Genomic DNA, 26,358 nt, shown 5'->3' with positions numbered 1-26,358 from the left:
TTTATTTCAACATATCATCGACAAAATAAATCTGCTATTTTTAGATAAAAGTCTAATAACCCTTTCGTCAAGCTAGAACGCTATAATTATAACTTTTACTTTACGCACAGTATCTTGGTTTTTTACCAAAGGGGCTGACAATGACAAGCCATTGGCTTCGCAAAAAAATCAGTTTGCTTATCGCTATAATAGTCGGCATTTTGATTGCCTTTTTAATTACTCAAAAAGATCAAACACTCAAAAGAGACGAAAACCGTAACACCCAAAAGTTGGCTGAATATATCGTTGCCAAAACGATTCCTGTAAAAGGTAGAGCAATTGGTTACGGAGAGGTGAGTCCAGAAAAAACATTAGATGGAAATGCTCAAGTTGAAGGAAGAATTATTTACATTAGCCATGAACTGAAAAAAGGGGCCAGTGTTAAGCAAGGTGCAGTTCTAGTCAAAATAGATCCATCCGACTATCAACTATCTCTTGCCAAAGCAGAAGCGAACTTAGCTATTTATCAAGCAGAGCGCGATAAACTCATAACTGATAAAAAAAACACTCAATCACTTTTTACAATTGCAGAACAAAACTATACATTGGGTTTAAAAGCACTTGAACGAAAACGAAAACTACTTAAACAAAAAAGTATTTCACAATCACTGGTTGAAGAAGAAGAACAAGCACTCCTCAAACTACAAGAAAGTAAACAAATCCTAGAAAATTCGTTAAAAACGTTACCTGCTCAAATTAAAGTGACTGAAGCACAGATTATTCAAGCACAACAAGATATTGAGCAGCAACAAAATAATTTGATGCGTACAGTCATTACCAGCCCTTTTGATGCTCGTATCAGTCAAGTTTATATAGAACAGGACCAATTCATCAGTCGAGGCAGCAAACTATTCACGGCCAATAATATAGGTCGGGTTGAAATAAATGCAGAGCTTCCTGTATCTCACGCCAGGGTCTTGCTTACAGGTATCGAAAAGATAAAATTTTCAAATGGTATCCCATCAACCCAAGAAGTGCTCAAAAAACTGGGACTAGAAGCAAAAGTAAAACTTGTTGGTGCATTTAAAGATACTCACTGGCAAGGAAAGGCCGTTCGTTTAGGTGAATCGATTAATCAAACCAGCAGAACCGTTTCAATCATTGTAGGGGTCGATGATTCATACCAAAAAGTCATTCCAGGTAAACGTCCGCCACTGCTCAAAGGAATGTATACTGAAGTAGAGTTTACAGCCCCAGCAAGAGAGCGTTTGGTGATTCCTAGAGCAGTAATTCACCAAAACAAAGTATATACCGTAGGTAAAAATAACCATTTAATAATTAAAGAAGTTACGGTTGCTTACAATATCGGTGAACTTGCAGTGGTTGAGCAAGGTCTTGTTGATGGTGAAAAAATCATTACTACAGACTTGATACCTGCCGTAGAAGGAATGGCTTTACAACCAGAATTAAATACCGCACAAGAGAAAACAATCTTAGCGCTTGCTAATGCTGAAGCCGCATTTAAATAGACGATATAACCTCATATGAAAGTCTGCTCAAAAAGCATATTCGTTTTATTGTCAAAGGGGCATACATGATCAGATACTTTGCAGAGCACCCTACTGCCAGCAATTTATTGATGATACTTTTTCTGATCTCTGGGCTACTGACTATTTCCAAAATGGAAAAAGAAACTTTTCCTAGCATAGAAAAATATGAAGTACAGGTGAGTGTCACCTACCCAGGAGCAGATGCTAAAGAAATAGAAGAAAGTATCTGTCTTCCTCTTGAGGATGCCACTGATACCATTAGTTTTGTAGAAGAAACACGATGTGAAGCTGCAGATAATATAGGCAACTTTGTGTTAAAAATGACTGAAAATGGGAATTTTGACGATTTTGTTCAAGATATTCGTGATGCTGTAGATGCCGTAAACACCCTACCACAGCAGTCTGAATCCCCTGTAATTGAAGAACTTAACCAAACCAGTGATGTGGTTAGTATCGCAATAAGTGCCAATATTGACAAAACCCAACTCAAACAGCTTGCAGAAATAATGAAGACAAAGCTTGTTAAGAACCCCATCATACCAAAGGTTTCTATCAGCGGTTTCTCCCAACGTATTCTTAAAGTAGCCATAGAAGAAGGCAATTTAAGAAAGTATGGAATGAGTATTCAGGATATCGCCAACGCCATTAGTAACCAATCTATAGATTTACCTGCAGGCGAATTAAACACAGATAATCGTTATTACCAAATCAAATTTTATGACCAACGAAAAACACCTGATGAGTTAAGTAAACTCATCATTTCCAGCAGTGCATCTGGAGCAGAAGTTACACTAGGAGAAATCGCAACTATTACTGATACCTTTGAAACAAAAGAAGATGCCATAGAGTTTAACGGACATCCCGCCGCCATACTTAAGATTTCAAAAAATAAACGTGATGACAGCTTAAGTATTTATGATGCTGTGAAAGACTTTGTCGAAAAAGAAAATCAAATTCTGCCCGATGGCATTGAGCTGATTATTACAAATGACTTTGCTTCTATTATTAAAGACCGCATTCAACTGGTTCTAACAAACAGCTGGCAAGGTATCATTCTTGTCGTCTTATCATTGTTCTTATTTTTTAACTTTAGGTATACCTTCTGGGTGGCTATGGGCTTACCTGTCGCCTTTTTAGGAAGCTTCATGTTTATCCACACTTTAGATGTATCAATTAATATGATCTCAATGGTCGGCTTATTAATTGCGATTGGTATTTTAATGGACGATGCAATCGTTATTTCTGAAAGTATCGCCGCAGAATATAAACGTGGTTTATCTCCTCTGGACGCAGCCATTGAAGGAACCCAAAAGGTTGCAAGAGGGATTCTTTCCTCTTTTATTACGACTATTCTAATTTTTGGAGGATTGTTATTTCTTAAAGGAGATATCGGCCAAGTACTTAAAGTATTACCCATTGTACTGATTACAGTTATTTCAGTCAGTCTAGTAGAAGCATTTATTATCTTACCCAACCATCTGATTCATGCGATTCAAAGAGACCATGACAAGCCGAACAAAACTTTTCGTTGGAAAGAAAAGTTCAACTCTCTTTTTGAGCGTTTAAAAGAAAAAGTTGAGTCCCTTGCCAAGCGCTCAATTGAATATCGCTACCTGACGATTGGACTTACTTTTGCGTGCTTAATTGTTACGCTGTCTTTAGTGCCTGCTGGATTTCTTAAATTTAAAGCGTTTCCAGAAATTGATGGCAATAATATCGACGCCAAAATTCTGCTACCACAGGGAACACCGTTAGCACGTACAGAAGAAATTGTATCTCAAGTCATTGCTGGTCTAAAGAAATTAGACAAAGAAATGAGTCAGCAAGAGATCGCACCATTAGTGCAAAACTACAGCATTAAATATAACGAAAACAGTGTTGCGGATGAATCAGGCAGTCATGTTGCAACGATCAGTGTAGATTTACTCTCTGTAGAGCAGCGAAAAGCAACTATCAATCAAATTTCTGCGAAATGGCAAGAGAATGTTGGTACCTTTCCTGATGCTATATCCATCATGTTCAAAAATCCCTCTTCAGGGCCTGGAGGCCAAGCAATACAAATTCGTTTACAAGGAAATGATTTAAATGAACTATCCTCAGCATCCTATGCTCTGCAAGAGTGGTTTTTGGCCTATGAAGGGGTAAGTGGGATTCGTGACAACTTAAGACCAGGAATGCCACAAATCCATATAAAAATGCAGGAAGGTACTCTGGCAAAAGGCATCAATGCCAACATGATTGCTCAGCAATTACGAGGAGCTTACCAAGGAAATAATGTAGCAAGTATCCAATATGGCGATGAAGACTATGAAATTCATGTCATGCTTGACGATAACTCAAAGAATACGCTTACAGACTTTGACTATATGTCTATCATTCACCCTACGACAAATGAAGCTGTTCCTCTTAGCTCTATCGCTCAAATAGACTATTCTCGTGAGTACGCCAAAATAAACCGAATCAATAAGAAAAGAACCATTACCGTGTATGGTGAAGTAGACGATAAGCTTGCTAATACAGCTCAAATCTTGATTGATACGCAAAAAAACTTTTTCCCAAAATTAAAAGCAACTTATCCAAACATAGAGATTGGGCTTGAAGGGCAAATGAAAAATAGCAAAACAACAGGAAGCTCATTTGGTACTATTTTTACTATGGGTATTCTAGGCATTTTTTGTTTATTAAGTTTTCAATTTAAAAACTACCTTGAGCCTATCATCGTTTTATTAGCTATTCCTCTTTCTCTCATTGGTGTTATTTGGGGACACATTCTGCTAGGTATTGATTTATCCATGCCCAGCGTGATGGGGTTCGTTTCATTAGCCGGTATAGTCGTTAATAACTCAATTTTATTAGTAGAGTTCGTTAAGTTACATGCAAAAAATGGTGTAACTGTTCATGAAGCTGCCAGTAATGCTACTCGCGACCGATTCAGAGCTATTTTTCTGACAACATTAACCACAACCATGGGGATGATTCCACTATTGTTTGAAACCAGCATGCAAGCCCAAATTCTTATTCCACTCGTAACCAGTATTGTCTTCGGTTTACTGGCCTCAACCGTACTTGTATTAGTTGTCCTTCCAGCATTTTATATGGTTTTAGAAGACTTTGGTGTGACATCTATTGAGCCAAATACAACACCCAATTCAAAATAAAGGGCACCTCTAAATACTACAGTAGCTGTTTTAACAGCGAATATACAAAACAAACACAATGCACCTAAGATATGAAGCGAAAGCTATAACAAGGGTTTACTCTTGATTAAATAAGCCAGAAATGATGGGTAAAAAAATGACTCAGACTTTAAAGGAAATTTTGTCTTATCTGACTGGCTACCAGTTGGGCAATATTATTCAGATCAGGAAGACCGTTGCTATTAAATAGATCGTCACAGGTAAAAACATACCTTACGGCTTTATCATCAGTAGATTCATCACTCAAAAACAGTCTACAAGAATCACTTTCTGACATAAACCTTCGGAAAGTCACAGAAATGCCACGGCAACCGTCTTGTCTCATGAGTAAAAAAATATAATCTAAACGCCCACTCAAGTTATTTGGCATTCTAAACTTATAGGCAATCTGCATTCCCCCACGAGGATTATTGTCATTAACAGGAATATAAATACTATTTAATAATTCCATTTGCAGATAAAATTCACAAGCGCGTAATATATAGTGAATAGGCTCTACAGCCATAACAGGTAAGTGTAAAACCATAACGGGATCAAGCGCTAAAGGAATATCGGCCTGAAAGTACAAACTCCATCCTTCATTTTGTCCACTTAAACGACAGTTTTCTGGTAGTCGAAAAGAAAAATCAAACGCAGTCTCATCATGAGGTCTTATTTCAAACTGGCTCGCAATGGTCATTTCATCACGACGTTTACGTAAAGCTCGGCGTTGAAATACATCATTCTCAGGCTTCAAGTCCACCCAATATTCTTGTAAGGTAAGATTAAGTTGCTGGGCTTTTTGGAGGTGTGTTCCTCCCTTAACCATCACTTTGCCATTAACTGTTTCACCTTGGCAATAAACCTGCTTGTCAGTTTTTAGTAAAATCTGCACGCCAGCAATCATACCTAAGCACGACTGCCCATCAAGTAAAAGAGCCATGAGTGAAATACCTGAGTAATTTTCTAACGTGTTAATATGTTAGTCATGGTAACAATTAATTTATTACAAACTGCTCAAAAATATTTCCAATGAAAATGATTAAACAATAAACTACAGCTACTCTATTTGGACGCTATTAACGCTGATTTCTAAACAATCAGAGTAAAAAGGCACTAACAAAATAGATAAGATAATAATCGTTACATAGTTAAGAGTAGATGAGCACTTTCTAGTGCTCAAATAGAAGTGTCATGTTTTAGCAATATCTTTTAATACAGGCTTCAATGCCTCTTGCCACGAATATTGTTTATCGCCTAAAACCAAAAAGGGAGGATTCAATAAAGATTCTCGTGTGTTGTATGTTAACGGTTGAAAATTGAAATCAACAATACAGCCACCAGCCGCTTCTACAATAGCTTGTGCAGCAGCAGTATCCCATTCACTGGTTGGCGTAAGACGCGGGTAAAAATCAGATTTACCTTCTGCAATTAAGCAAAATTTTAAGGCACTACCAAGATGTGAAATATTAATGGCAGGAAGAATTTCCGCTAAGTGAGACAAAAAAGGACTTAGACGTTCCCCCATATGGCTGCGACTGGCAATTATATTTACGATATCAGCCTGAAGTAATGAATTAACGTGAATAGGTTGCACTTCTCCTTCAGCAGATTCCCAAAATGCGCCAACCTGACCTTCGGCATAATACATTTCATGAGTTACAGGTACAAAAATAATGCCCAAGGCAGGATGGTTGTTTTCAATCAACGCAATATTAATAGTGAACTCACCATTTCTCTGAATAAACTCTTTTGTACCGTCGAGCGGGTCAACCAACCAAAACGTTGACCATGTCCTGCGTGAGCTAAAAGGAACCGCCGAAGACTCTTCCGATAATACAGGAATTTCTGGCGTTAACTGCTGTAACCCTTCAACAATAATTTGGTGAGATGCCATATCCGCTTCAGTGACTGGAGAATGGTCTAACTTTTCCCTAATACCAAAATCATCATGTTGGTATATTTCAATGATCGCGGCACCAGCTTGCTGACATATTTTTTTCAGCTCACCCATTAACTTAGACTTATTCACTACAGCTCCTGTTGTAAAATATCGCGCACCAAATATAGCGCAGCAATCGCTCTTGCTTCAGTAAAGTCATCACGCTGTATGAGTTGGTACAGATTGCGAAGATCAATAATTTCCTTTTCCATCGGCTCAGGCTCATCTCCAGGTAAAGATTCTGGATAAAGCTCCTGTGCTAATACAACACTCATCGAGTGGCTCATATAATTAGGTGACAATGTAAACTCACTGATAGTACGAAGCTGCTGAGCACCATATCCAGCCTCTTCTTTTAGCTCTCTATTGGCACCCTCAAGTACTGTTTCTCCTACTTCAACCAAGCCTTTGGGTAAGGTCAGTTGATAGTTTTCGGTGCCTGCTGCGTACTCTTTGATCATAACCACCTGGTGTTGATCAAGCATTGGAACAATCATTACCGCCTTTCGACCTGTTCCTCGGTTGCCAAGGCGTTCGTAGGTTCGTTGTTCACCATTAGCAAAGGTTAGCTGCAACTGCTCTACTCTAAATAAGGCTGTTTCTGCAACAACTTCTTTACGATTAATTTTAGGCATGGACATACGCTTATTAATCCCTGCAGGACATGAGTTTATGACTACGTTAAGATATACGTTTCACATTCCCTAGCATTGATAACCAATGATAGAGAGTATCCCTATAATTTTAGGGTTAAACACTCAAGTACAGCGTTTTACTTCATACTACATCTGTAAGGTAACGAATGATCAATTGGCACGACATCGATACTGTCTTGTTAGATATGGATGGTACTCTTCTCGATCTACATTTCGACAACCACTTTTGGCTTGAGTATATGCCCGCAAAGTATGCTGAAAAGCAGGGCATTAGTCTTGATGCAGCAAAGCAACACCTTGAGCCTATCTTTGTGCAAACTAGCGGTCAGCTTCAATGGTACTGCCTCGACTATTGGCGGCAAACCCTCGATCTAGATATGGTAGCTATTAAACAAGAAATTGCTCACCTCATTACCTTAAGACCGTCTACTGAAGCATTTCTTACCGCGCTTCATCAATCGAAAAAACAAGTAGTTCTAATAACCAATGCACATCAAGACAGTTTATCTCTGAAACTTGAGCGTATCGCCTTATCGCATTACTTTGACTATATGATCACCTCACATAAGTATGGATACCCTAAAGAGCAACCACCTTTTTGGGAACACCTGGCTAAGGAAATTCACTTCGATCCTAGTCGTGCGCTATTTATTGATGACAGTTTACCTATTTTGCGCTCAGCACGTGACTATGGCATTAAACACCTGTTAGCAATCTCACGACCTGACAGTAAACTGCCCCCAAAAGCAACAGAAGAATTTCTTGGGGTAGACAGTTATCTGTCATTATTACCCATTAACGACTAACTAAACCTAAATAACATTTAGTAAAAGAAATGTAGGTAGTTGAACGTTGAGTAAACAAATAAACCAAACCACAGAAAAACTACGACTGGATAAATGGCTTTGGGCAGCACGCTTTTTTAAAACCCGTGCGCTTGCTAAAGCCGCGATAGAAGGAGGCAAAGTGCACTATAATGGAAACCGTACTAAACCCAGTAAAGAACCCATAGTTGGTGATACACTAACCATTCGCCAAGGCTGGGATGACAAAACAGTGGTGATAACTGATCTGTCACAGCAACGTCGCGGAGCAAGTGAAGCTCAACAGCTTTACTATGAAACTGAAGAAAGTATCAAACTGCGGGAAAAACGAGCTTTTGATCGAAAAGCCAATAATGCCAGTCAAATTGCGCCAGATTCACGTCCTACCAAAAAACAACGCCGTGATATTCGAAAACTAAAAGACCATGGTGCCTAACCAAAGTAAAGGTTACATAACGAAGTTAAAACATACTCCCAACAACAAACTTCGTTATGCTACTTATATTAAAGCAAGTCCTTCTGTTTAAAGCGAATCATCCTGTTTAGGGACTCGCTGCCAAATAGTCAAAAGTTCTTTTGCTGTCTCATGTGCTGCCTCAATCATAGGCGCATGGCCAATATGTGGCAGAATAATCATGCTGACATCTTCAAGATAACGATGAAAATGTGGCGCAATCGCTTCCGAGAGTACACGATCATCTTTACCCCATAAGACAAGTGTTGGCATTTTTAATTGATTAAGGTATTCCTCTGCTTTTTGCTGTTGGTAAAACGTTTCTGCTGAAGACCTTAAGCCTTTGAATATTTTCCTGTTAAGCTCTGCATGTGCTATCTGCTCTAATTCCATAGCATGAACAATAATACTGGGGATTTGCGGAGGTCTGGACATTACAAACTCAAAAAACGCTGACATATCACCCGGTTTTTCAACAAGTAGTGGATTATTACCTTGCTTTAGTAGCTTCTCATACTCACTGGGCATATCTGTCACAACAATACCTGCCGAGTTAAGCAGCCCTAATGTTAAAACTTGTTCAGAATATTCCGCAGCATAAATAAAACTAATCCACCCCCCCATTGAGTTACCGACTAAGTGAAACTTTTCAAGCTTCAGTGCATCAACAGTATGCTTAAAAGCCGCAACTTGGTTTTCAATTGAGTAACTCTCTAGGTCCCAATTCGTATTTCCATGTCCAGGCAGGTCAATTGCGAAAAAATGGTAGCGGTCTGGTAGTAGCCTAATTAATTCCAGCCACACATCTTTGTTAGCTGCAAAACCATGAACAAAAACCACACTTTGTCCTTCAGGATCACCTCCTTCCAGATAGCTAACGCGATGCCCTTTTACCGTGACATGTTTTACAACCACGCCCGCTCCATCTCGTGTATAGGTTAAGGCGTTGTGATAAATCAAAATGGTCAGGCTATCTCGAAATAAAAAGCAAAAGGCAATAACAACAGTCAAAATAATAAAGGCTGCTGTAACACGTTTGACGGGAAATGCTGCGCTTTCTCTCAAATTACTCTTTGCTCCCAGCGGTTAACAACTTAAATAGCACTGGTACCACAACAATGGTTAACATCGTTGATGACAGCAACCCTCCCATAATTGTCCAGCCCAGAGGCGCCCATAAACTGCTACCAGATAATGTTAACGGTAGCAGGCCACCTACTGTTGTAAATGTTGTCAGTACAATTGGCACTAAACGTGTTTTTCCAGCTTCTAATGCAGCATTAACAACAGATAGGCCATCCGCTCTAAGTTGGTTTGCATAATCAATAAGAATAATAGAGTTATTCACAACAATACCAACCAATGAACTAAAACCAATAAATGCCATAAAAGAAAAGCTATTTCCTGAGGCAAACAAACATACTAAAACGCCAACTATGGACAAAGGAATGGCTGCAAAAACAATGACAGGCTGAACAAACGACTTAAACTGCAACACGAGTACAGCAAAAATACCAAGCAAGGCAATTAATAATGCCTTGGTAATACCTGCGAATGACTCTGCCCGGCTCTCCTCCTCTCCCCCCACACGATAAGAAAAGTCTGTAGGCCACGCTAAAGCCTGCAGCTGTTTTTCGATGACAGTAGTCACATTAACAACCTGGAATCCTCTAGCCACATCGGCAGTCACCAATGCAGTTCGTTCTAAATCATAATGGTGAAAACTGGCTTGGCCTGGAGTGAAGTTTAGTTGGGCAACCTGACGCAGAGGAATGGATTGACCACTGACTGAAGCAACGGTGATTCGCTCAAAATCATCAAGTGTGGGTTTATTATTATCAGCCAAGCGAACAACAATGGAGTACTCATCTCCCAGCTCATCTCGGAATGTGCCAACTGATGAACCTGACAGTGCCGTCCTGACGGTTTTATCTATTTGTACAATAGGAATGCCCAGTAAACCCGCTTTATCTCGATTAATTGCAACATTGAGATCCGTTTTGTATTCACCAGTGGGGTTTCGTACATTAATAACACCAGGAGTACTTCGCATGATATCAGCAACAGCATTCGCCATTTTTTTCAGCGTTGGAATATGATCTCCTACCACCCAAATAGCTACAGGGGCATCCAGTGGCGGACCTTGCTCGAACTCTTTGACTGCAATCTCTGCCCCTGGTATTTCAGCGACCTGTTTACGCAACACATTTACAAATTCCGGTAAGCCCTCTTGCATATCAGGTGAAAGCTGAACAAATAGCTGGGCATGATTAGGCTGCTCTCGCTTGGGTTCCACATTGTAATAAACCTTAGGGTTACCACGCCCAACATTGGTTATAACACTTAGTACTCCTGCATGTTGCGCTAAAAGTTGCTCAACTTGATGCGCTCTGCTGCCAGTGGCATCAAAGCTAGTGTCTTCTGGTGTATCAATATTAATCATTAGCTGGGGTTTCTCTGCTTTTGGAAACAAGCTGACCCCTACTTTGGGAAATAGCCATAAGCTACTGGAAAGTATCAATACCACAATCAGCAATAGCCACCCAGGGTGCTTAAGACTCCACTTGAGTAAAGGTACATAACAGCGGCTGCTAAAAGCAGATAACCATAAAGCAACACGTGTTTCACCTGATCCACGAGTCTTTTGATTGACGTTTCCAGACGTTCCAACATTATCTGTTTTTTTCAACATTTTGCTGGATAACCAAGGTGTAAAAGTCAGAGCAATAATCAGCGAGGCCAATAAGGTTAAAATAACCGTAACAGGGAGAGAGCGTATAAAGCGACCCGTTCCACCTTCCAGCATCAACAAGGGAACAAAGGCTAATACTGTGGTGATTGTTCCACTAGCGACAGCCCATCCCATTTGTCCTGCCCCCTCTATTGCAGCTTGAAGAGGTGTCTTACCTTGACGATAAATCCGTGTGATGTTCTCAGTAATGACGATGGCATTATCAACTAATAACCCCAAGGCAATGACTAATCCTGCAATGGTAATCTGTTGCAACCCAAACCCTACAAGGTCCACCCAGCCAATTGCCACCAGCATTGAACAAGGAATTGCTAACACAATCACCATACTTTGCTTTAGCCCAATCACAGCCAAAACAATCAAACCCACTAACAATAACCCTTGTAGCAAGTTGTTTTGCAATAATGACAACATTTGATCAACACTTGCTGACTGATCAAAAACAACATCTGCTTTTATGGTTTTAGGTAATGTTTTTTGAAATGTAGACAGCGTTTCTGTTAAGCCCTGCTGAACATGAAATATATTAGTCTTTCCACGCTGTTTTACTGAAACAATAACGGATCGTTCACCATTATGGGTAATTGAGTGCGTTGGGTCATCATCAGCAAAATGCACGTCAGCCACATCACTGACAAAAACCACATGCTTGTCAGTTCCACGAACAATGGTTTTACGAATAGCATCCAGTGACTTGAAATCACCACTGGTTCGCACTGTAAATCGAGCCTGCCCTGCATCAACATGACCTGCAGGTATATTGACACTGGCCGCCTCCAACGCATTTAACAATGTATCCAGCGAAATATCCCACTGACGCATTTTTTCTAAATCAGCACGAACCTGAATTTGCTGGCTCGGAATACCCCATACATCTGCCTGTTTAACACCAGATACTTTTTCAAAGTTTAATTCTAAGCGCTCAGCAAGCCTTCTTAACTCACGAAAGGAAGCTTGTTCTGAGGTCAGAGCTGTAAGGAAAATATTGACATTAGTGGGCGATGCTTTCAGAACCTCTAAGCGCAATAAATCGTCTGGAAGCTCCTCTCTAGCCTGATACATGGCCTGCACAACATCATCATAATAATCATCTGGATCTTCTATATCGTGAAATTCAACCTGTGTTGTCACTACTCCATCTTTAATCGTTGTTTTGAGTTTTTTTACATCATCAAGCGCGTAAAGTGCATCTTCAATAGGGTCAACAACCAACTGCTCCATATCAAGCGGAGCTGTTCCAGGGTAAACAGCGATGATTGTGGATATAGGTAAGGTAATTTGTGGATCCTCAGAGCGTGGCATCGTCATCAGCGATACAGCACCTAATATCACCAGCAGCAATAAAACCATTAACGTAAACTGGTAATTAACAACGGCAAACTGCGGTAACTTCATGCCTCCATTTACTTTCATACCACTACCTACTCCCCAGCAAGACGCACATGCATCCCATTTTCTAAATACTTAGCGCCTAAGGTTACAACCTGTTGTACGCCATCCAGCCCTTTTTTTATCGCCAACTCCCCCCCCAACATGGCAGAGATATCCACCCAGTGTTGTTGAACTTGATGTGTTTGCTCATCAAAGGCATAAACCATTGCTTTATTTTTTTTGGCGGTGACCATTGCTGCGACAGGGATAAACGCAAGGGGCTTGGTGGTATGGGGAAAAATATCCATTCGACCAATAAGTCCAGACTTAAGTGCCACGGGTGGTTTATCTAACTCAACCTTGATATTGAATGTCCCAGACTTAGGATCAGCCACTGCAGCAATTTGATTAACACGCCCTTGGAACACTTTTTCTGGATAAGCATCAAAATGAACTGTGGCTTTATCACCAATAGTCACACGAACAACATCTCGATCAGCCAGACCCACTTCCATAACCCACTGATCTTTGCCCAGTGCCACAAAAAAGGCTGGCGTACCCGCACTAATTAATTCGTGTGGTTCCAATAATCGCTGTAAAACCCGCCCAGGTTGGGTCGCTTTGATAACGGAATGGCGTTGATTAAACTGGGCAATACGAAGCTCTGCCTCAGTCAATCGTACTGCTGTTTGAGCGTCCTGCAGCTGTTGTAACGAAATCGCTTTTTTTTGATAGAGGCGGTTTAGACGTTGCAAGTCCCTTTTAGCCTTAATTACATTAGACTCTACTGAACTGACTTGAGCATTGACTTCTTCCTTATCTAACGTAGCCAGCAAGTCTCCTGTATTAAAGTTATCGCCTTCATCAGCATACACCGCCTTAACGAGACCACTGGTTTTAAAAGCCAGTCGCGTTTCTGCGGAGTAACTTAGACGTCCTGCAGTATGAATAGGTAATTGGCGGAGTTCACGCTTCACATCAGCGGTTGCGACAACTCGAACAGGCTGTTGGGTATCATTTGCGCTAACCTCTTGAGAGTTGCTATCGGCATGAGCCTGACTCCAGGCACAGCCTAACAGCCCAATCCATAACACACTGCCCAACTTTGTAATATGTTGTGACAGCTGGAATTTTGAACGTTTCATATCGAAGCCTGTTGAGTTGTCGAGACTAAAAACAAATGTTGCAGTAGGCAGTACTCAAGGTCGTACTGAATAAAACAATGTTGACACTGCTAACATATAACTCAAGAATGTTTTCACTGTCAACATTGATTTTTTTATATGTTGACCTGTACTGACAGTCATCCACAGACTTTCTAAACTTAACGTTGCTAGTCTTTTTAAACATCACATAAAAAATGATACTTAGTTCTTCCTGTAACTTTTCCCACTCACCCCATGACTTCAAGTATCAGGATGCCTATAATTCGCCCCCTCACTAAACGAGTTGAGCAATACTGTTATGAGTGAACATGATCAAATTCAGCGCTTTCTTTTTGAGCAGACAGACATTCGTGGCGAGATAGTTTCTCTTGAAAAGAGTTATCAACAGGCCTTAGCAGCCCATGACTATCCTGAGCCCATCAGACAATTACTTGGTGAGCTAATCTCGGCAGCCATTTTATTGAGTACAACATTAAAATTCGCTGGTGTTATGACCTTGCAAGCCAAAAGCAGTGGTCCTATCCGCTTATTAATGGTCGACTGTAATGAGAAGCATGAATTTAGAGCATTAGCTCGCTGGGAAGGTGATATTCGACAAATGGATCTACGCAGCTTGTTACCTGCGGGTCATTTAGTCATTACGATTGACCCAGAACAAGGTAAGCGTTACCAAGGCATCGTACCTCTTAATGGGGACACATTAGGTGAGTGTTTCAGTAGCTACTTTGTTCAGTCAGAACAGTTACCCACCCAAATGTGGTTGTTTGCTGACCATGAGCATGCAACAGGCTTATTACTTCAGGCACTTCCTGCTTCCCAAGAAACGGATCCTCAACAAAGAGAGCTTAAGTGGGAACACATAACAACCCTGGCTAAAACAGTAAAGCCAGAAGAACTGTTAACACTGGACCCACTTGTGGTACTTCACCGGTTATTTCATGAAGAGACAGTCCGTGTTTTTCCTGCAGAGCCAGTTGCATTCCATTGTAACTGCTCTAGAGAAAAGACATCAGTAGCACTGCACTCAATTGGCCGTGAAGAAGCAGAAAGTGTATTGGAAGAGCAAGGGGAGCTGGTTCTTCACTGTCAATTTTGTAACCATGCTTACCACTACAATGCAATAGATATCGCCCAGCTCTTTGATGACAATGAAAATACGTCATCATCAACTTCTCTTCACTAGTTGTCTCCCCATGATGCAGGCTAATGCCCGCATCATGGGTTTCCCTCCAACTAAGGGGACGGTTGCAAAAGGTCAGGAGTGAAGAAGACACTCTTATTTAAAGTTGCATTTGAACGTTAATCTGTTTATATTTTCGCCACCATTAAGTTTGATCAAATTCTTAGCAACAATTCGCTATTATTTATTAATAACGTTATTGGCGTTTTAGTTGCCTGATTAATGTAACGTTGATCCAACCTATCTTAATCCACTTACCTACAAAATAAAGGAGGCCCACAATGATAAAGACTCATGCGTTCATTCACACAACGGGTTTCCTTGCTAAGTACGCTTTCAGTTAATAACCAGCTTTCATCGCTGGCTTATAGCATTACCAACTTTATTCACACTTTCCTTATTAAGTACCAGCTTACCAGGAAGTTGTGTTTTGCTGCTTGGCATTGAGCCCCCCCTAATGTTTTGCTGTCTCTTGTTATATCCATAGTGATAACAAGAGAAAACAATCAATTTTTGTATTTAAAGAATGCAATTTAGGAGTGCTCATTATGTTTTTTTACATAAGTCAGCCCTATTTAGGAGCCACCTGTCGTATGCATATTTTTACATTGACCGTAATGACGCTAGATTATGAAACAAAAAGATATAAAAGAGATTATTACCTGCTTAGGTGAAGAACGTCGCTTGTTTTATTATCACAAAGATCGCTACTGCTTTGATCTTCTGCGCTATGAAATGGATAAAAACAAACGCCAAACCTGCAAGTTAAATCAACTCAAACAAAGTCAGTTTGGTCATTTTTTTACGAAAAAAACTGTCAAAGAAGCCTTATCGCCTTATGGACAAGGTGAAATCAGTCAGGAACAACTCAATAGTTACTGGCAGGAAAAACCATTCATTTTTGCATTAACCTTAGGATGTTGGGGTAATGGAGAAAGAGGTTGGGACCAAACATCCAGAAACCAGTCTAATTTAGTCTTACAAATCAACTTTACTGGAGAGCATTTAGCTAAATACTATTCACTGATAAAGCCAGGCAGACAAGATGAAGGTCCCTTTGAGTCTGATATACATCCTATCAATACCAAAGGTCGACACACGATGGCCTGGGTCAGGTTAGATTTCGACCTGGATACCAATGAAGCATTAATAGAAGAAGTTCAGAACGACTGGCTACGAGATGCATATAGTGCATATCAACGTTTGAAAGCAAAGCGCAAAAATAACCCTAGCCTTAAACCATGTGATGTATGGTATGACATTGGAGGAGGTTATGAGGATCTCTCCTGCTATGTAGAAACCTGTTTACAACCCTACCAACAAATTTGGGCTGAAGCATCACTGGCTGCTGCAATACAGTTCATTAGAGAGGAAATAGGAATTACTCAAATCTACTACCACACCTACGAGACAGGAAAAAAAATAAAAGACATTGCGCATAATCCTCCTCGATCCGTTTATACAAAACTACCCAAGCAGTTTGGATTTAAGCTTACCACTGAGGTGCCAACGTTTTTATACAACGATAAAGTCGCTCGACGTTATATCAAGGCCATTCCTCAACCTCGCTGGTTTGTCATGCGGCTTTAATAGAAGCAGTATACCCTGCTATACCCTGCAACTGACATGTAACCTCAGTTATACCCAGAGCACAAATAGGTCGTCTTGAGCTATTTGTGCAATAGAGTTAAAAAACTTTATTGTGAAGCACTTATTAACCCAAGGTTAATGGATAAAATAATCAATAAATAGCACACAGAAGGAGCTCAAAACCTAGAGTCATTACGCCATATTAAGGAAATACAAACATCATACAGCCATTAATGTAGTAAAAACCCTTTTTTTTGATATAAAGCTTCTTAATTCATTGCTAATTGCCTTAACGCAAACTATGTTTTTTTGGCATAATGCTAGCGCTTACAGTATGCCCTGAGTGATCGTTTTTTTGAGGTGATATCATGAGACTTGGTTTAACTCATACAAAAACTGAGTTTTATTGCTTATCAGCATATGTATGTACTCAATAATTAATCACAAAGTGTATAACCACATGGTGTAATCGAAGGCATAACAAGGTAAAGCTAAATTGATTTTTTCCTACTCTACACTCACCCTGAAGCATCCCATTTATTATGGAATTAGTTTCACCTATAAAACTACGCCACTTAATACCAAGCTGAAATATGCTCAAAGCAATGGTAAGAAGTCATTTGGTTAATAGGAAAACAAGTTCGCTAATATGATTTGCGTAGAGGGTAACACTAAACCTTTGTCGACTTAGCATGAAACCACTATGCTGAAAACAACATGTCGTCATGTAAGCCACAGGACTTAAGAATTAACTAAAACGGTATTAAAAGCCGGCGAGGTAATTGATAATGACTGATAGCAAAGAGGGTCCTCAGGTTTTTGAAGATCTCCATGCAGCTCAGCTGGTGGAGCAGGCAGTAATACGCAATGAAGGCCGTTTAGCATCAAATGGTGCATTAGTCGTTGAAACCGGAGCAAGAACCGGTCGCTCTCCCAAAGACCGCTATATTGTCGATGAACCGAGCACGTCAGATGCCATTGATTGGGGGTCCATTAATCGGCCATTCCCTGCCGATAAGTTTGACATTCTCTGGGATGAAGTTGAACAAAGTTTAGCTGGACAAACTCGCTTTATACAACATTTACATGTTGGTGCAGACCCAGAGCACTACTTACCTGTACAAATGACGACGGAAACAGCATGGCACAATTTATTTGGCCGAAATTTATTCGTTCGTCCGTCAACATACAACCCCCAAGGCAAAGAAGCATGGCAAATTCTTAATGCCCCTCACTTCACTTGTGAACCGGCTAAACATGGAACCAACTCTGATGGCGTCGTTATCATTAACTTTGCCAAACGCAAAGTACTCTTAGCAGGTATGCGTTATGCCGGAGAAATGAAAAAAGCCATGTTCTCCGTGCAAAATTTCCTCTTACCTGAAAAAGATGTTCTCCCCATGCACTGTTCCGCTAATGTGGACGAAAACGGTGAAACAACGCTTTTCTTTGGCTTATCAGGCACAGGCAAAACAACACTCTCTGCAGATGAGCAATGCTACTTAATTGGTGATGATGAACATGGCTGGGCTAAAGGTAGTGTCTTCAACTTTGAAGGAGGCTGTTATGCTAAATGTATTAACCTCAGCCATGAAACAGAGCCTGTCATTTGGAATGCCATTCGTTTTGGCTCCATTGTGGAAAATGTAGTTATTCATCACCACACCAATGAGCCAGATTATGCCGATATTTCCATGACCGAAAACAGCCGTTGTGCATATCCGCTTGAGCATATCCACAAGCGTGTACACGAAAACCGTGCAGATGAGCCAACTGCTATTATCTTTCTTACCTGTGATATGACAGGTGTCCTGCCACCAGTATCTATATTATCCAAAGAAGCGGCTGCGTATCATTTCTTAAGTGGTTATACCGCGCTGGTAGGTTCTACTGAAATGGGCAGTGAAGCAGGGTTAAAATCCACTTTTTCAACATGCTTTGGTGCCCCCTTTTTCCCAAGACCTGCACGTGTGTATGCCGAACTTCTCATTAAGCGGATTGAAGAGTTTGGCAGTAAAGTCTTTCTAGTGAATACTGGTTGGACAGGTGGGGCTTATGGCAAAGGCGGTAAACGCTTTAGTATTCCAACCACACGTTCAGTTATTCACGCCATTCAAAATGGTGAACTTGCTGAAGCATCCACTAAACACTTACCCACCATAAATGTTGATGTACCAACACAAGTGTCTGGCGTCGATACCAATTTATTGAGTCCTCGTGATACCTGGAAAGATAAGCAGGCTTATGATGATGCAGCCAAAGACTTAGCACAGCAGTTTATTAACAACTTTAAAAAGTTTGATGTATCCGAAGATATCATTCAAGCAGGCCCACATATTGGTAGCTAATAACTGCTTTATGTAACTGTTCTTTAGTCATCAACACCCAAAGCGTATTCCAACTATTGTGCAGTTGGAATACGTGTCGATCTGGAAGGCCATAATTTTATTCTCCAGTACACTCAACTTTTGGCTAAGTGAACTGACGTTATCCCCCTCATCACTTGCTCAAATAGACAAACGCTATCTACTACACTTGCCTTATTGATAATTCTTTTGAGTATTTACCTAATGAACATCGTCCAACCAGGCTTAATACTATACCTTTCATTAAGGGTATTTATGTCTTAACAATAACTGACTTTCTGCTTTATGCAGCTTAGTAGAGCTAAATACCGTAGCTTATCGCATAGCTGAGATTTATATGATAAGCAGTTTGTATAGTGTGTGCGGAGTAAGACACTTTCCGTTTGAGTGTGTCATAATCTGGATTGTTTTTTATTAATTGAGAGAAAGGTAATTCATGGAAACTATCTTTCAGCGTATTGCGGAAGAACTCGATGTTCGTCAAGTGCAAGTTGCTGCAGCGGTAGAGTTACTTGATGGTGGCGCTACTGTTCCTTTTATAGCCCGTTACCGGAAAGAAGTAACAGGTGGTCTTTCAGATACCGACTTACGTACCTTGGAAGAGCGGCTGCGCTACCTCAGGGAGCTGGAAGAACGGCGTGACACAATACTTAACAGTATTAAAGAACAAGAAAAGCTCACCCCCGAGCTGGAACAAGCCATTAACCAAGCAGATACCAAAACACGGCTTGAAGATTTATATCTACCTTATAAACCTAAACGTCGAACCAAAGCACAAATTGCTCGAGAAGCAGGGTTAGAACCACTTGCAGACTTGCTTTTCAACCAACCTGAAACCTTACCAGAACAAGCTGCTGAATCCTTTATTAATGCAGATCAAGGTGTCGCTGATACTAAAGCAGCGCTTGATGGCGCCAAATTTATCCTGATGGAACGTTTTAGCGAAAATGCTGAACTGTTAGGCAAACTCAGAGAGTTTTTATGGCAAGAAGGCGATCTATCTTCAACAGTAGTGGCAGGAAAAGAGGCTGAAGGTGCCAAGTTCCAAGACTACTTTGCCCATCGTGAACCCATTAAAAAAGTACCTTCTCACCGTGCGTTGGCTATTTTTAGAGGCCGGAATGAAGGTATCTTGCAAGCAGTTATTGCTGTAGGAGAAGAACAAGAGCGCGGAGCATCTCACCCCTGTGAGCATATGGTTGCTGAGTTTTGGGGAATCGCTGATGAACAACGCCCTGCTGATAAGTGGTTACAAGAAGTCGTGCGCTGGACCTGGCGTGTTAAGCTCCTCAGCCAGCTTGAAAGTGAACTACTCACTCGCTTACGCGAAGCCTCAGAAGAAGATGCCATTGCCGTTTTTGCTCACAACTTGAAAGACCTATTGCTGGCGGCCCCTGCCGGACAACGCTCTACAATTGGCCTTGACCCTGGCTTACGGACTGGTGTCAAAGTGGCGGTGGTTGATAACACTGGTAAACTCGTTGAGCACACTACCATTTTCCCCCATGCCCCAAAAAATAACTGGGATAAATCAGTTGCAGTACTCGCGGCCCTCTGTCAAAAGTACAATGTTGAACTGATCAGCATTGGTAATGGCACAGCCTCAAGAGAAACAGACAAGCTAGCGGGTGAAGTCATTAAAAAATACCCCTCGCTTAAAGTAACGAAAATTATGGTCAGTGAAGCAGGAGCCTCTGTTTATTCTGCTTCTGAGCTGGCCGCAAAAGAGTTTCCTGATCTCGATGTTTCGTTTCGTGGTGCCGTTTCTATTGCCAGAAGACTGCAAGATCCACTGGCAGAGTTGGTAAAAATAGAGCCAAAATCCATTGGCGTGGGCCAATATCAGCATGATGTGAGTCAAACACGCTTAGCGCGATCACTGGATGCAGTGGTTGAAGACTGTGTAAACGCGGTGGGCGTTGATGTGAATATGGCATCATCTCAGTTATTACAGCGTATATCAGGACTCAATCAAACTATTGCCAACAATATTGTCACCTTTAGAGATGAGTTTGGTGCGTTCAAAAATAGAAAAGACCTGAAAAAAGTACCTCGCCTGGGTGAAAAAACATTTGAGCAGGCCGCTGGATTCTTGCGCATTATGAATGGCAATAACCCATTAGATGCTTCCAGCGTACATCCTGAAGCTTACCCTGTCGTAACATCAATTGCTGAAGTGAACCAGCGTGACATACGCAATATCATTGGTGATAGTACTTTTTTGAAAACGTTGGATCCTGCCAAGTTTACGGATGAGCATTTTGGTATCCCTACCATCACCGACATCATCAAAGAACTTGAAAAGCCAGGACGAGATCCTCGCCCTGAATTTAAAATGGCCACATTTAAAGAAGGTGTCGAAACGCTAGCCGACCTTAAACCCAACATGACATTGGAAGGTGTTGTTACCAATGTCACTAATTTTGGTGCATTCGTTGATATTGGTGTTCACCAGGATGGGCTGGTACATATCTCTGCCTTGTCAGACACATTCGTTAAAGACCCACGCGATGTGGTGAAAGCTGGAGATATAGTTAAAGTCAAAGTACTGGAAGTTGATATTCCACGTAAGCGCATTGGTCTAACAATGCGTATGACAGATACTGCGGAAGACTTTAAAGCCCAAAAAGATCAACCTCGTGCAGAACGAAAATCTGCAGGAAGTGATAAAAAAAGACGAACAGCCAATACCTCCAACAAACCAACGGGTGGGACCTTCGCCGACCTTTTTGCTAATGCAAAAAGCCTTAAAAAGAAATAATCACGCTTCTGGCCTCTGGAAATATCCAGAGGTCACGCTTATACCCTTCGCAATTAGTTCCTTCTTCAGCAACAACGTGATTATAATTCCCTCTACTGCGACAATATCTCATTGTTATGCTTTCTATAAAGAGTATCCATATTATTTATATGGATTTAACCTTAACCAACAAGATAAAAATGCTGATAACGTTCGCACATAACACTATATAGATGGTATACCTTAGTATAAGGCGACTTGTAGTGATGATGACTCATCCCCATATAGTGTTCTCCACTCATCTGATTAGCTTAAGGAAGCGTTGTTTTGGCTAATTTAGCAGACCGGCTTAAGTTGTTAAGCCAGCCGGTGAACCGCCAACTGCTTAAAGCAACACGGCGCGGCATTGAAAAAGAAAGTTTACGAATCACCTCTAATGGTTTCTTGGCTCAGACACCCCACCCACAGCAGTTGGGCTCCAAGCTAACACATCCCTATATCACAACCGACTATTCAGAAGCGCTACTGGAATTTATTACACCGGCCTTTACGGACATTGATACTACACTTGGGTTTCAACATGATTTGCATCGCTTTACCCTGCAGCATTTAGAAAATGAGTTTCTCTGGGTAAACAGTATGCCGTGCATTTTAACGGGAGATGAAAATATACCCATTGCTTATTATGGAGAATCCAACATAGGCAAAATGAAGTATATCTATCGTGAAGGATTAGCCCACCGCTATGGTAAAGCAATGCAAACCATCGCAGGCATCCATTATAATTTTTCCTTGGCCCCTGAAATCTGGTCTCTGTTAGGTGATTATGAGCAAACAAGCTCAGACATAACCAATCAAAACGATTTACAGTCTAACTGCTATTTAAATCTCATTCGTAACTTCCGTCGCTTAAGCTGGTTATTAATGTATTTATTTGGCGCATCACCTGCTGTATGCCGCTCTTTTTTCAGTCATACTAATCATCAACTACAAGACTTTGATGATTACACCGTCTATTTACCCTATGCAACCTCACTCCGCATGAGTGACTTGGGTTATCAAAATAATGCCCAGTCTGGCTTGAATATTTGTTACAACACACTACCAACGTATATTGAGTCCCTTGAACACGCAATGCAAACCCCTTTTCCAGCCTATGAGAAAATTGGACTCACTAAAAATGGTCGTTATTTGCAGCTCAATACCAACATCCTGCAAATTGAAAATGAATACTACAATGCTATTCGCCCCAAGCGTACTACCCAATCAGGTGAGCGCCCTGCCAGAGCATTACATGCAAGAGGCATTGAGTACATTGAAGTGCGCTGTCTGGATTTAAATCCATTTGACCCCATTGGGATAAGTGCTTCTCAGGCTGCATTTATGGATGTGTTTTTAACCTATTGCGCTTTAGCTGAAAGCCCTGCTATTACGACCCCGGAATGTGAGGCAATCAATCACAACTTTACACGTGTCGTATTAGAGGGGCGAAAGCCAGAACTTCAGTTACAGAAGCAAGGAAAATCAACCACATTAACTGACTGGGCCAAAGAAATTATTGCTTCATTGATGCCAATTGCCGTGTTACTGGATGATGCTCATGACTCAAACCGCCATCAGGAAAGCTTGAAGCTAGAGCTGCAAAAAATAGAAAACCCAGAACAGACACCCTCTGGACAATTGCTCCGCTCACTATCAGAGCATCAATGCAGTTTCAGTGAGTACACATTGATTCAATCAAAACAGCATGCTGAGACTTTTAAACATGCCCCATTAACACCTGAGACTCAAAAAGAGTTACAAGTACTTGTCAATAAATCACTTCAACAGCAAGCAGAAATTGAAGCGGCCCCTCAGGAAGCATTTGAAACCTTCTTAGCTAAATATTACGCATAATAAGACACTTCATTCATTGCAAGTATATATCTCTAGGGCGATATATACTTGCAACCCAAACATTTATGATCAGCTTATGGCCAAGTTAGCGCTGAACCACAATATTTTTAAATAGTAAATCCTCAACCAAAGGCTCACCTTCTTCTTTTTTGAAAAAAGCTTGTACATGTTGCAAGGCAACATTACGTAATTTTTCTTTTCCGGCAACCGTATCAACATCATCTATTTTTTGTGCACTGAGCAATAACACTAACAAATCACGTACTGCATCAATGTGTTTATTGACTTTAGTCTTAGCCACTTCTCCGGTAATTTTGAAGGCAATATCTGCTTTTAGATACTGCATGCGTTTTGTTTTACTTGAGAGATTAACGATGATGGGAGGACTGACATCAAGGTAGCTCACCTGAGGTACTTCCTCCTCTGCATACAAAAGCGTATTAAAACATTGACTAATAATAAAAATTATAAAAGCCAAGTACCTAAATCGATAAGCAATTCCATGTCTCATGCGCTTTCCTCTTCATCGATCATTTGATCTCCCTGCGCTACCCATTACGATATTACGTAGTAAGTGGTAAAATATCTTTAAATAGACCAACTTATACTCAAAATACAAATTGAAAAGAATAAACATTACTAATAACAAAGGCATTTTTGAGAATAACTTCTGATTGTCTGCTTCAAAAAATGCTAGGAAGCTACAAGTTGCAATATGTGTATAAGCCTTTTTGAATAAAGAATAAAGTTCCACTATTGAACAATTTTAGCAGCTAATAGACTAAAAAAAGAATGATCATACAAATGTGTTCTTGGTGTTATTTTTCATGCATAAATCCATTATGACCTTAGTCAACCGTTTGTAGTATATCGATCGTTACAGGTATATTTGTTAGAACAACTGACTTACTGTATTCAATATTATATGTAAACGATTATTGACTAACTTTCTCGGCAGGAGACTATTCATGGGCTTACCACAATCTCGCCCTTTATTCTTTTTAGCGTTTCTGACCTGTGCAGGCCTTATTGGGGGAGCGTTGTTTTTTCAACATGGCTTGGGACTTGAGCCTTGTCCTCTGTGTATCGTGCAACGTGTTATTGTCATCACTCTTGGCATTATCTGTTTATTAGCCAGCATTCATAACCCTGGTAATACTGGCTACCGAATTTATGCTGGACTTTCTGCCTTAATTGCTGGTACAGGAATTGGCATCGCTAGCCGGCAAGTATGGCTGCAGAGCTTACCACCCGATCAAGTACCAGAATGTGCCCCGCCACTGGATGTTTTAATTGATATGTTGCCTTGGCAAGAACTGTTAACTGTTTTGTTTACAGGGACTGGAGACTGCGCAGAAGTTCAGTGGACATTTCTTGGCCTGAGTATTCCTGGCTGGTCACTGATTGCATTTATAGGTTTCTTTTGCTTTGCCCTGTTTGAACTATTCCGTCAACGTTCTAAACGTATGTTTACCTAAGTACACAAAATGTACTGTGTACTCATCGATGTATAGCAATTAATGTCCATTTACAAGCTTAAGGGCATCACTAAAAAATCGTCATTTTTTCAAAAGCGAAAGGCTATTCATGACGGCACATCACAGCAACATGAAGAAAAGAAAAACAATGTTATTTGCTAATATAACTGCTGTGAAAAAGGATATTTTTAGATGTTCCCTTAAGTACCTTACAACTCACTATGCTTTACAGTCGAGGAATACTAGCTCTTTACAGCCAACAAAAGACGTATTTTTTCCTAAATAATCATAGCCCTTAACCAGACACAACCTACTTAATAGCGCACAAAAACCTATATACTCAGCGTAATCCAAACCTTGTCCTTGATTCTTTTCCTCTACTCCACCCATTATCACTTACAATACTGTCTTATTATTAGTAATGCTCAATCATAAAGCTACAAAATGGAATAAGTAGATAAAACCTTATCTTCTTCTGATACAAGCAAGCGCATGACTATTGTTTTAAATAATTATTGCACTTGCTGCTTTCCTGCCTCTGGCCTAATCTACCGATAAAAAACAAACTTCATCACATCTGTAAATAAGTATGTAGTAACATAGCATCATCGCACACGCTAAATAGCATTCGCGAAGGGTGTACAACTTAAAAAAAGTGAATGGTATGTATAAGGGGAAAATGAATGCTTGAAGGTTGTCATAACGCAAAAGAGCGCTGGGGTGGAGTGTCTGAAATCATTGACCGATGGTTAAATGAGCGACAGGAACTCATCGTTTTATATTGTGATATCAATGGTCTTAACGGTAATAAAGATAAGAAGATCCATGTTAAATACGATAAACTCCAATCCCTTTGCCAGCTCATGATGGATTATGTCTCTGCTGGACACTTTGAAGTCTATGAGCAGCTGCTAAGAGAAGGAAAAGAGTTTGATGATGGTGGTATTGAAGTCGCTAAGCAACTCTATCCACTTATCCAAAAAACAACAGAGGTATGTCTGCACTTTAATGATAAGTATGACAGCCAGACCAGCTGTAAATCCATGCAAGACAAACTACGTGAAGATCTTTCTCAGCTTGGTCAAGCCATGGAAGAACGATTTACGTATGAGGATCAGTTGATCGAGGTTCTTCATAATGCGCATAAAGAGCTACTCTCTGAATAACCCTCATCGCTTGTCATGCTTATGCTTCGGATAACGGGGTTTTAAATTTTGAAGCTCCGTATTCCCTTTCCC

18 protein-coding genes are annotated in these 26,358 nt (G+C 40.5%); 11 read left to right on the top strand and 7 right to left on the bottom strand.

All coding sequences use genetic code 11. From position 1 onward, the window contains the following. The first annotated feature begins 140 nt into the window (after nt 1-140). Nucleotides 141-1,508: an efflux RND transporter periplasmic adaptor subunit gene (locus KCG35_RS12585; protein WP_215820048.1), complete on the top strand. Its 1,368-nt coding sequence runs from the start codon at nt 141-143 to the stop codon at nt 1,506-1,508. Nucleotides 1,509-1,573: 65 nt separating this feature from the next. Continuing rightward, nucleotides 1,574-4,687 carry an efflux RND transporter permease subunit gene (locus tag KCG35_RS12580; RefSeq protein ID WP_215820047.1) on the top strand — a complete coding sequence of 1,038 codons (3,114 nt, stop codon included), beginning with the start codon at nt 1,574-1,576 and terminating at the stop codon, nt 4,685-4,687. A gap of 148 nt (nt 4,688-4,835) precedes the next feature. Here the strand turns inward: KCG35_RS12580 and KCG35_RS12575 are convergent, their stop codons facing one another. The 3 genes from KCG35_RS12575 to nudE form a co-directional block, all read right to left on the bottom strand. Further along, nucleotides 4,836-5,648 carry a sporulation protein gene (locus KCG35_RS12575; RefSeq protein ID WP_215820046.1) on the bottom strand — a complete coding sequence of 271 codons (813 nt, stop codon included), beginning with the start codon at nt 5,646-5,648 and terminating at the stop codon, nt 4,836-4,838. Nucleotides 5,649-5,897: 249 nt separating this feature from the next. Further along, nucleotides 5,898-6,737 (bottom strand): 3'(2'),5'-bisphosphate nucleotidase CysQ, encoded by an 840-nt coding sequence (cysQ, locus tag KCG35_RS12570; RefSeq protein WP_309227371.1) that lies wholly within the window; start codon nt 6,735-6,737, stop codon nt 5,898-5,900. Then, nucleotides 6,737-7,288 (bottom strand): ADP compounds hydrolase NudE, encoded by a 552-nt coding sequence (gene nudE / locus KCG35_RS12565; protein ID WP_215820045.1) that lies wholly within the window; start codon nt 7,286-7,288, stop codon nt 6,737-6,739. The genes cysQ and nudE overlap by 1 nt, the downstream gene beginning before the upstream one ends. A gap of 161 nt (nt 7,289-7,449) precedes the next feature. On the opposite strand from nudE, the gene yrfG reads away from it, so the two are divergent. After that, nucleotides 7,450-8,109 (top strand): GMP/IMP nucleotidase, encoded by a 660-nt coding sequence (gene yrfG / locus KCG35_RS12560; protein WP_215820044.1) that lies wholly within the window; start codon nt 7,450-7,452, stop codon nt 8,107-8,109. Between the two features lie 46 nt (nt 8,110-8,155). After that, complete coding sequence (gene hslR / locus KCG35_RS12555; RefSeq protein ID WP_230409171.1) at nt 8,156-8,563, top strand: ribosome-associated heat shock protein Hsp15; 408 nt, start codon at nt 8,156-8,158, stop codon at nt 8,561-8,563. An 87-nt stretch (nt 8,564-8,650) separates the two neighbouring features. On the opposite strand, the gene KCG35_RS12550 is transcribed toward hslR, so the two are convergent. Genes KCG35_RS12550 through KCG35_RS12540 form a run of 3 tightly spaced genes read right to left on the bottom strand, consistent with a single transcriptional unit; the run spans nt 8,651 to nt 13,849 of the window. Then, nucleotides 8,651-9,646: an alpha/beta fold hydrolase gene (locus KCG35_RS12550; RefSeq protein ID WP_215820043.1), complete on the bottom strand. Its 996-nt coding sequence runs from the start codon at nt 9,644-9,646 to the stop codon at nt 8,651-8,653. A gap of 1 nt (nt 9,647) precedes the next feature. Further along, entirely contained in the window at nt 9,648-12,746 is a 3,099-nt protein-coding gene (locus tag KCG35_RS12545) for an efflux RND transporter permease subunit (RefSeq protein ID WP_230409170.1), read from the bottom strand. Between the two features lie 8 nt (nt 12,747-12,754). Further along, the gene (locus tag KCG35_RS12540) at nt 12,755-13,849 is read right to left on the bottom strand and encodes an efflux RND transporter periplasmic adaptor subunit (RefSeq protein ID WP_215820042.1); all 1,095 of its coding nucleotides are present in this window, start codon (nt 13,847-13,849) and stop codon (nt 12,755-12,757) included. A 319-nt stretch (nt 13,850-14,168) separates the two neighbouring features. Here KCG35_RS12540 and hslO point away from each other — a divergent pair, with 319 nt between their 5' ends. The 5 genes from hslO (at nt 14,169) to gshA (ending at nt 23,642) form a co-directional block, all read left to right on the top strand. Beyond that, nucleotides 14,169-15,053, top strand: coding sequence for an Hsp33 family molecular chaperone HslO (gene hslO / locus KCG35_RS12535; RefSeq protein WP_215820041.1), 885 nt, complete (start codon nt 14,169-14,171; stop codon nt 15,051-15,053). 627 nt (nt 15,054-15,680) lie between these two features. Continuing rightward, nucleotides 15,681-16,640, top strand: a complete 960-nt coding sequence (locus KCG35_RS12530) for a hypothetical protein (RefSeq protein WP_215820040.1) — start codon at nt 15,681-15,683, stop codon at nt 16,638-16,640. 788 nt (nt 16,641-17,428) lie between these two features. After that, on the top strand, nt 17,429-18,988 hold the full coding sequence (locus KCG35_RS12525) for a phosphoenolpyruvate carboxykinase (protein WP_215820039.1): 1,560 nt from the start codon (nt 17,429-17,431) through the stop codon (nt 18,986-18,988). Nucleotides 18,989-19,442: 454 nt separating this feature from the next. Continuing rightward, nucleotides 19,443-21,767 carry a Tex family protein gene (locus tag KCG35_RS12520; RefSeq protein ID WP_215820038.1) on the top strand — a complete coding sequence of 775 codons (2,325 nt, stop codon included), beginning with the start codon at nt 19,443-19,445 and terminating at the stop codon, nt 21,765-21,767. A 306-nt stretch (nt 21,768-22,073) separates the two neighbouring features. Continuing rightward, nucleotides 22,074-23,642, top strand: a complete 1,569-nt coding sequence (gene gshA / locus KCG35_RS12515; RefSeq protein WP_215820037.1) for a glutamate--cysteine ligase — start codon at nt 22,074-22,076, stop codon at nt 23,640-23,642. Between the two features lie 85 nt (nt 23,643-23,727). Here the strand turns inward: gshA and KCG35_RS12510 are convergent, their stop codons facing one another. Then, nucleotides 23,728-24,153, bottom strand: coding sequence for a flagellar basal body-associated FliL family protein (locus KCG35_RS12510; RefSeq protein WP_215820036.1), 426 nt, complete (start codon nt 24,151-24,153; stop codon nt 23,728-23,730). A 457-nt stretch (nt 24,154-24,610) separates the two neighbouring features. Between KCG35_RS12510 and KCG35_RS12505 the strand changes: the two genes are divergently transcribed. Both KCG35_RS12505 and rsd read left to right on the top strand, forming a co-directional pair. Continuing rightward, nucleotides 24,611-25,120, top strand: a complete 510-nt coding sequence (locus KCG35_RS12505) for a disulfide bond formation protein B (RefSeq protein ID WP_215820035.1) — start codon at nt 24,611-24,613, stop codon at nt 25,118-25,120. 683 nt (nt 25,121-25,803) lie between these two features. Continuing rightward, nucleotides 25,804-26,286: a sigma D regulator gene (gene rsd / locus KCG35_RS12500; protein ID WP_215820034.1), complete on the top strand. Its 483-nt coding sequence runs from the start codon at nt 25,804-25,806 to the stop codon at nt 26,284-26,286. Nucleotides 26,287-26,358: the final 72 nt, after the last annotated feature.

This window comes from Zooshikella harenae, assembly GCF_018837975.1.
GTDB lineage: Bacteria > Pseudomonadota > Gammaproteobacteria > Pseudomonadales > Zooshikellaceae > Zooshikella > Zooshikella harenae.
This window is presented reverse-complemented; position numbering and strand designations above follow the sequence as displayed.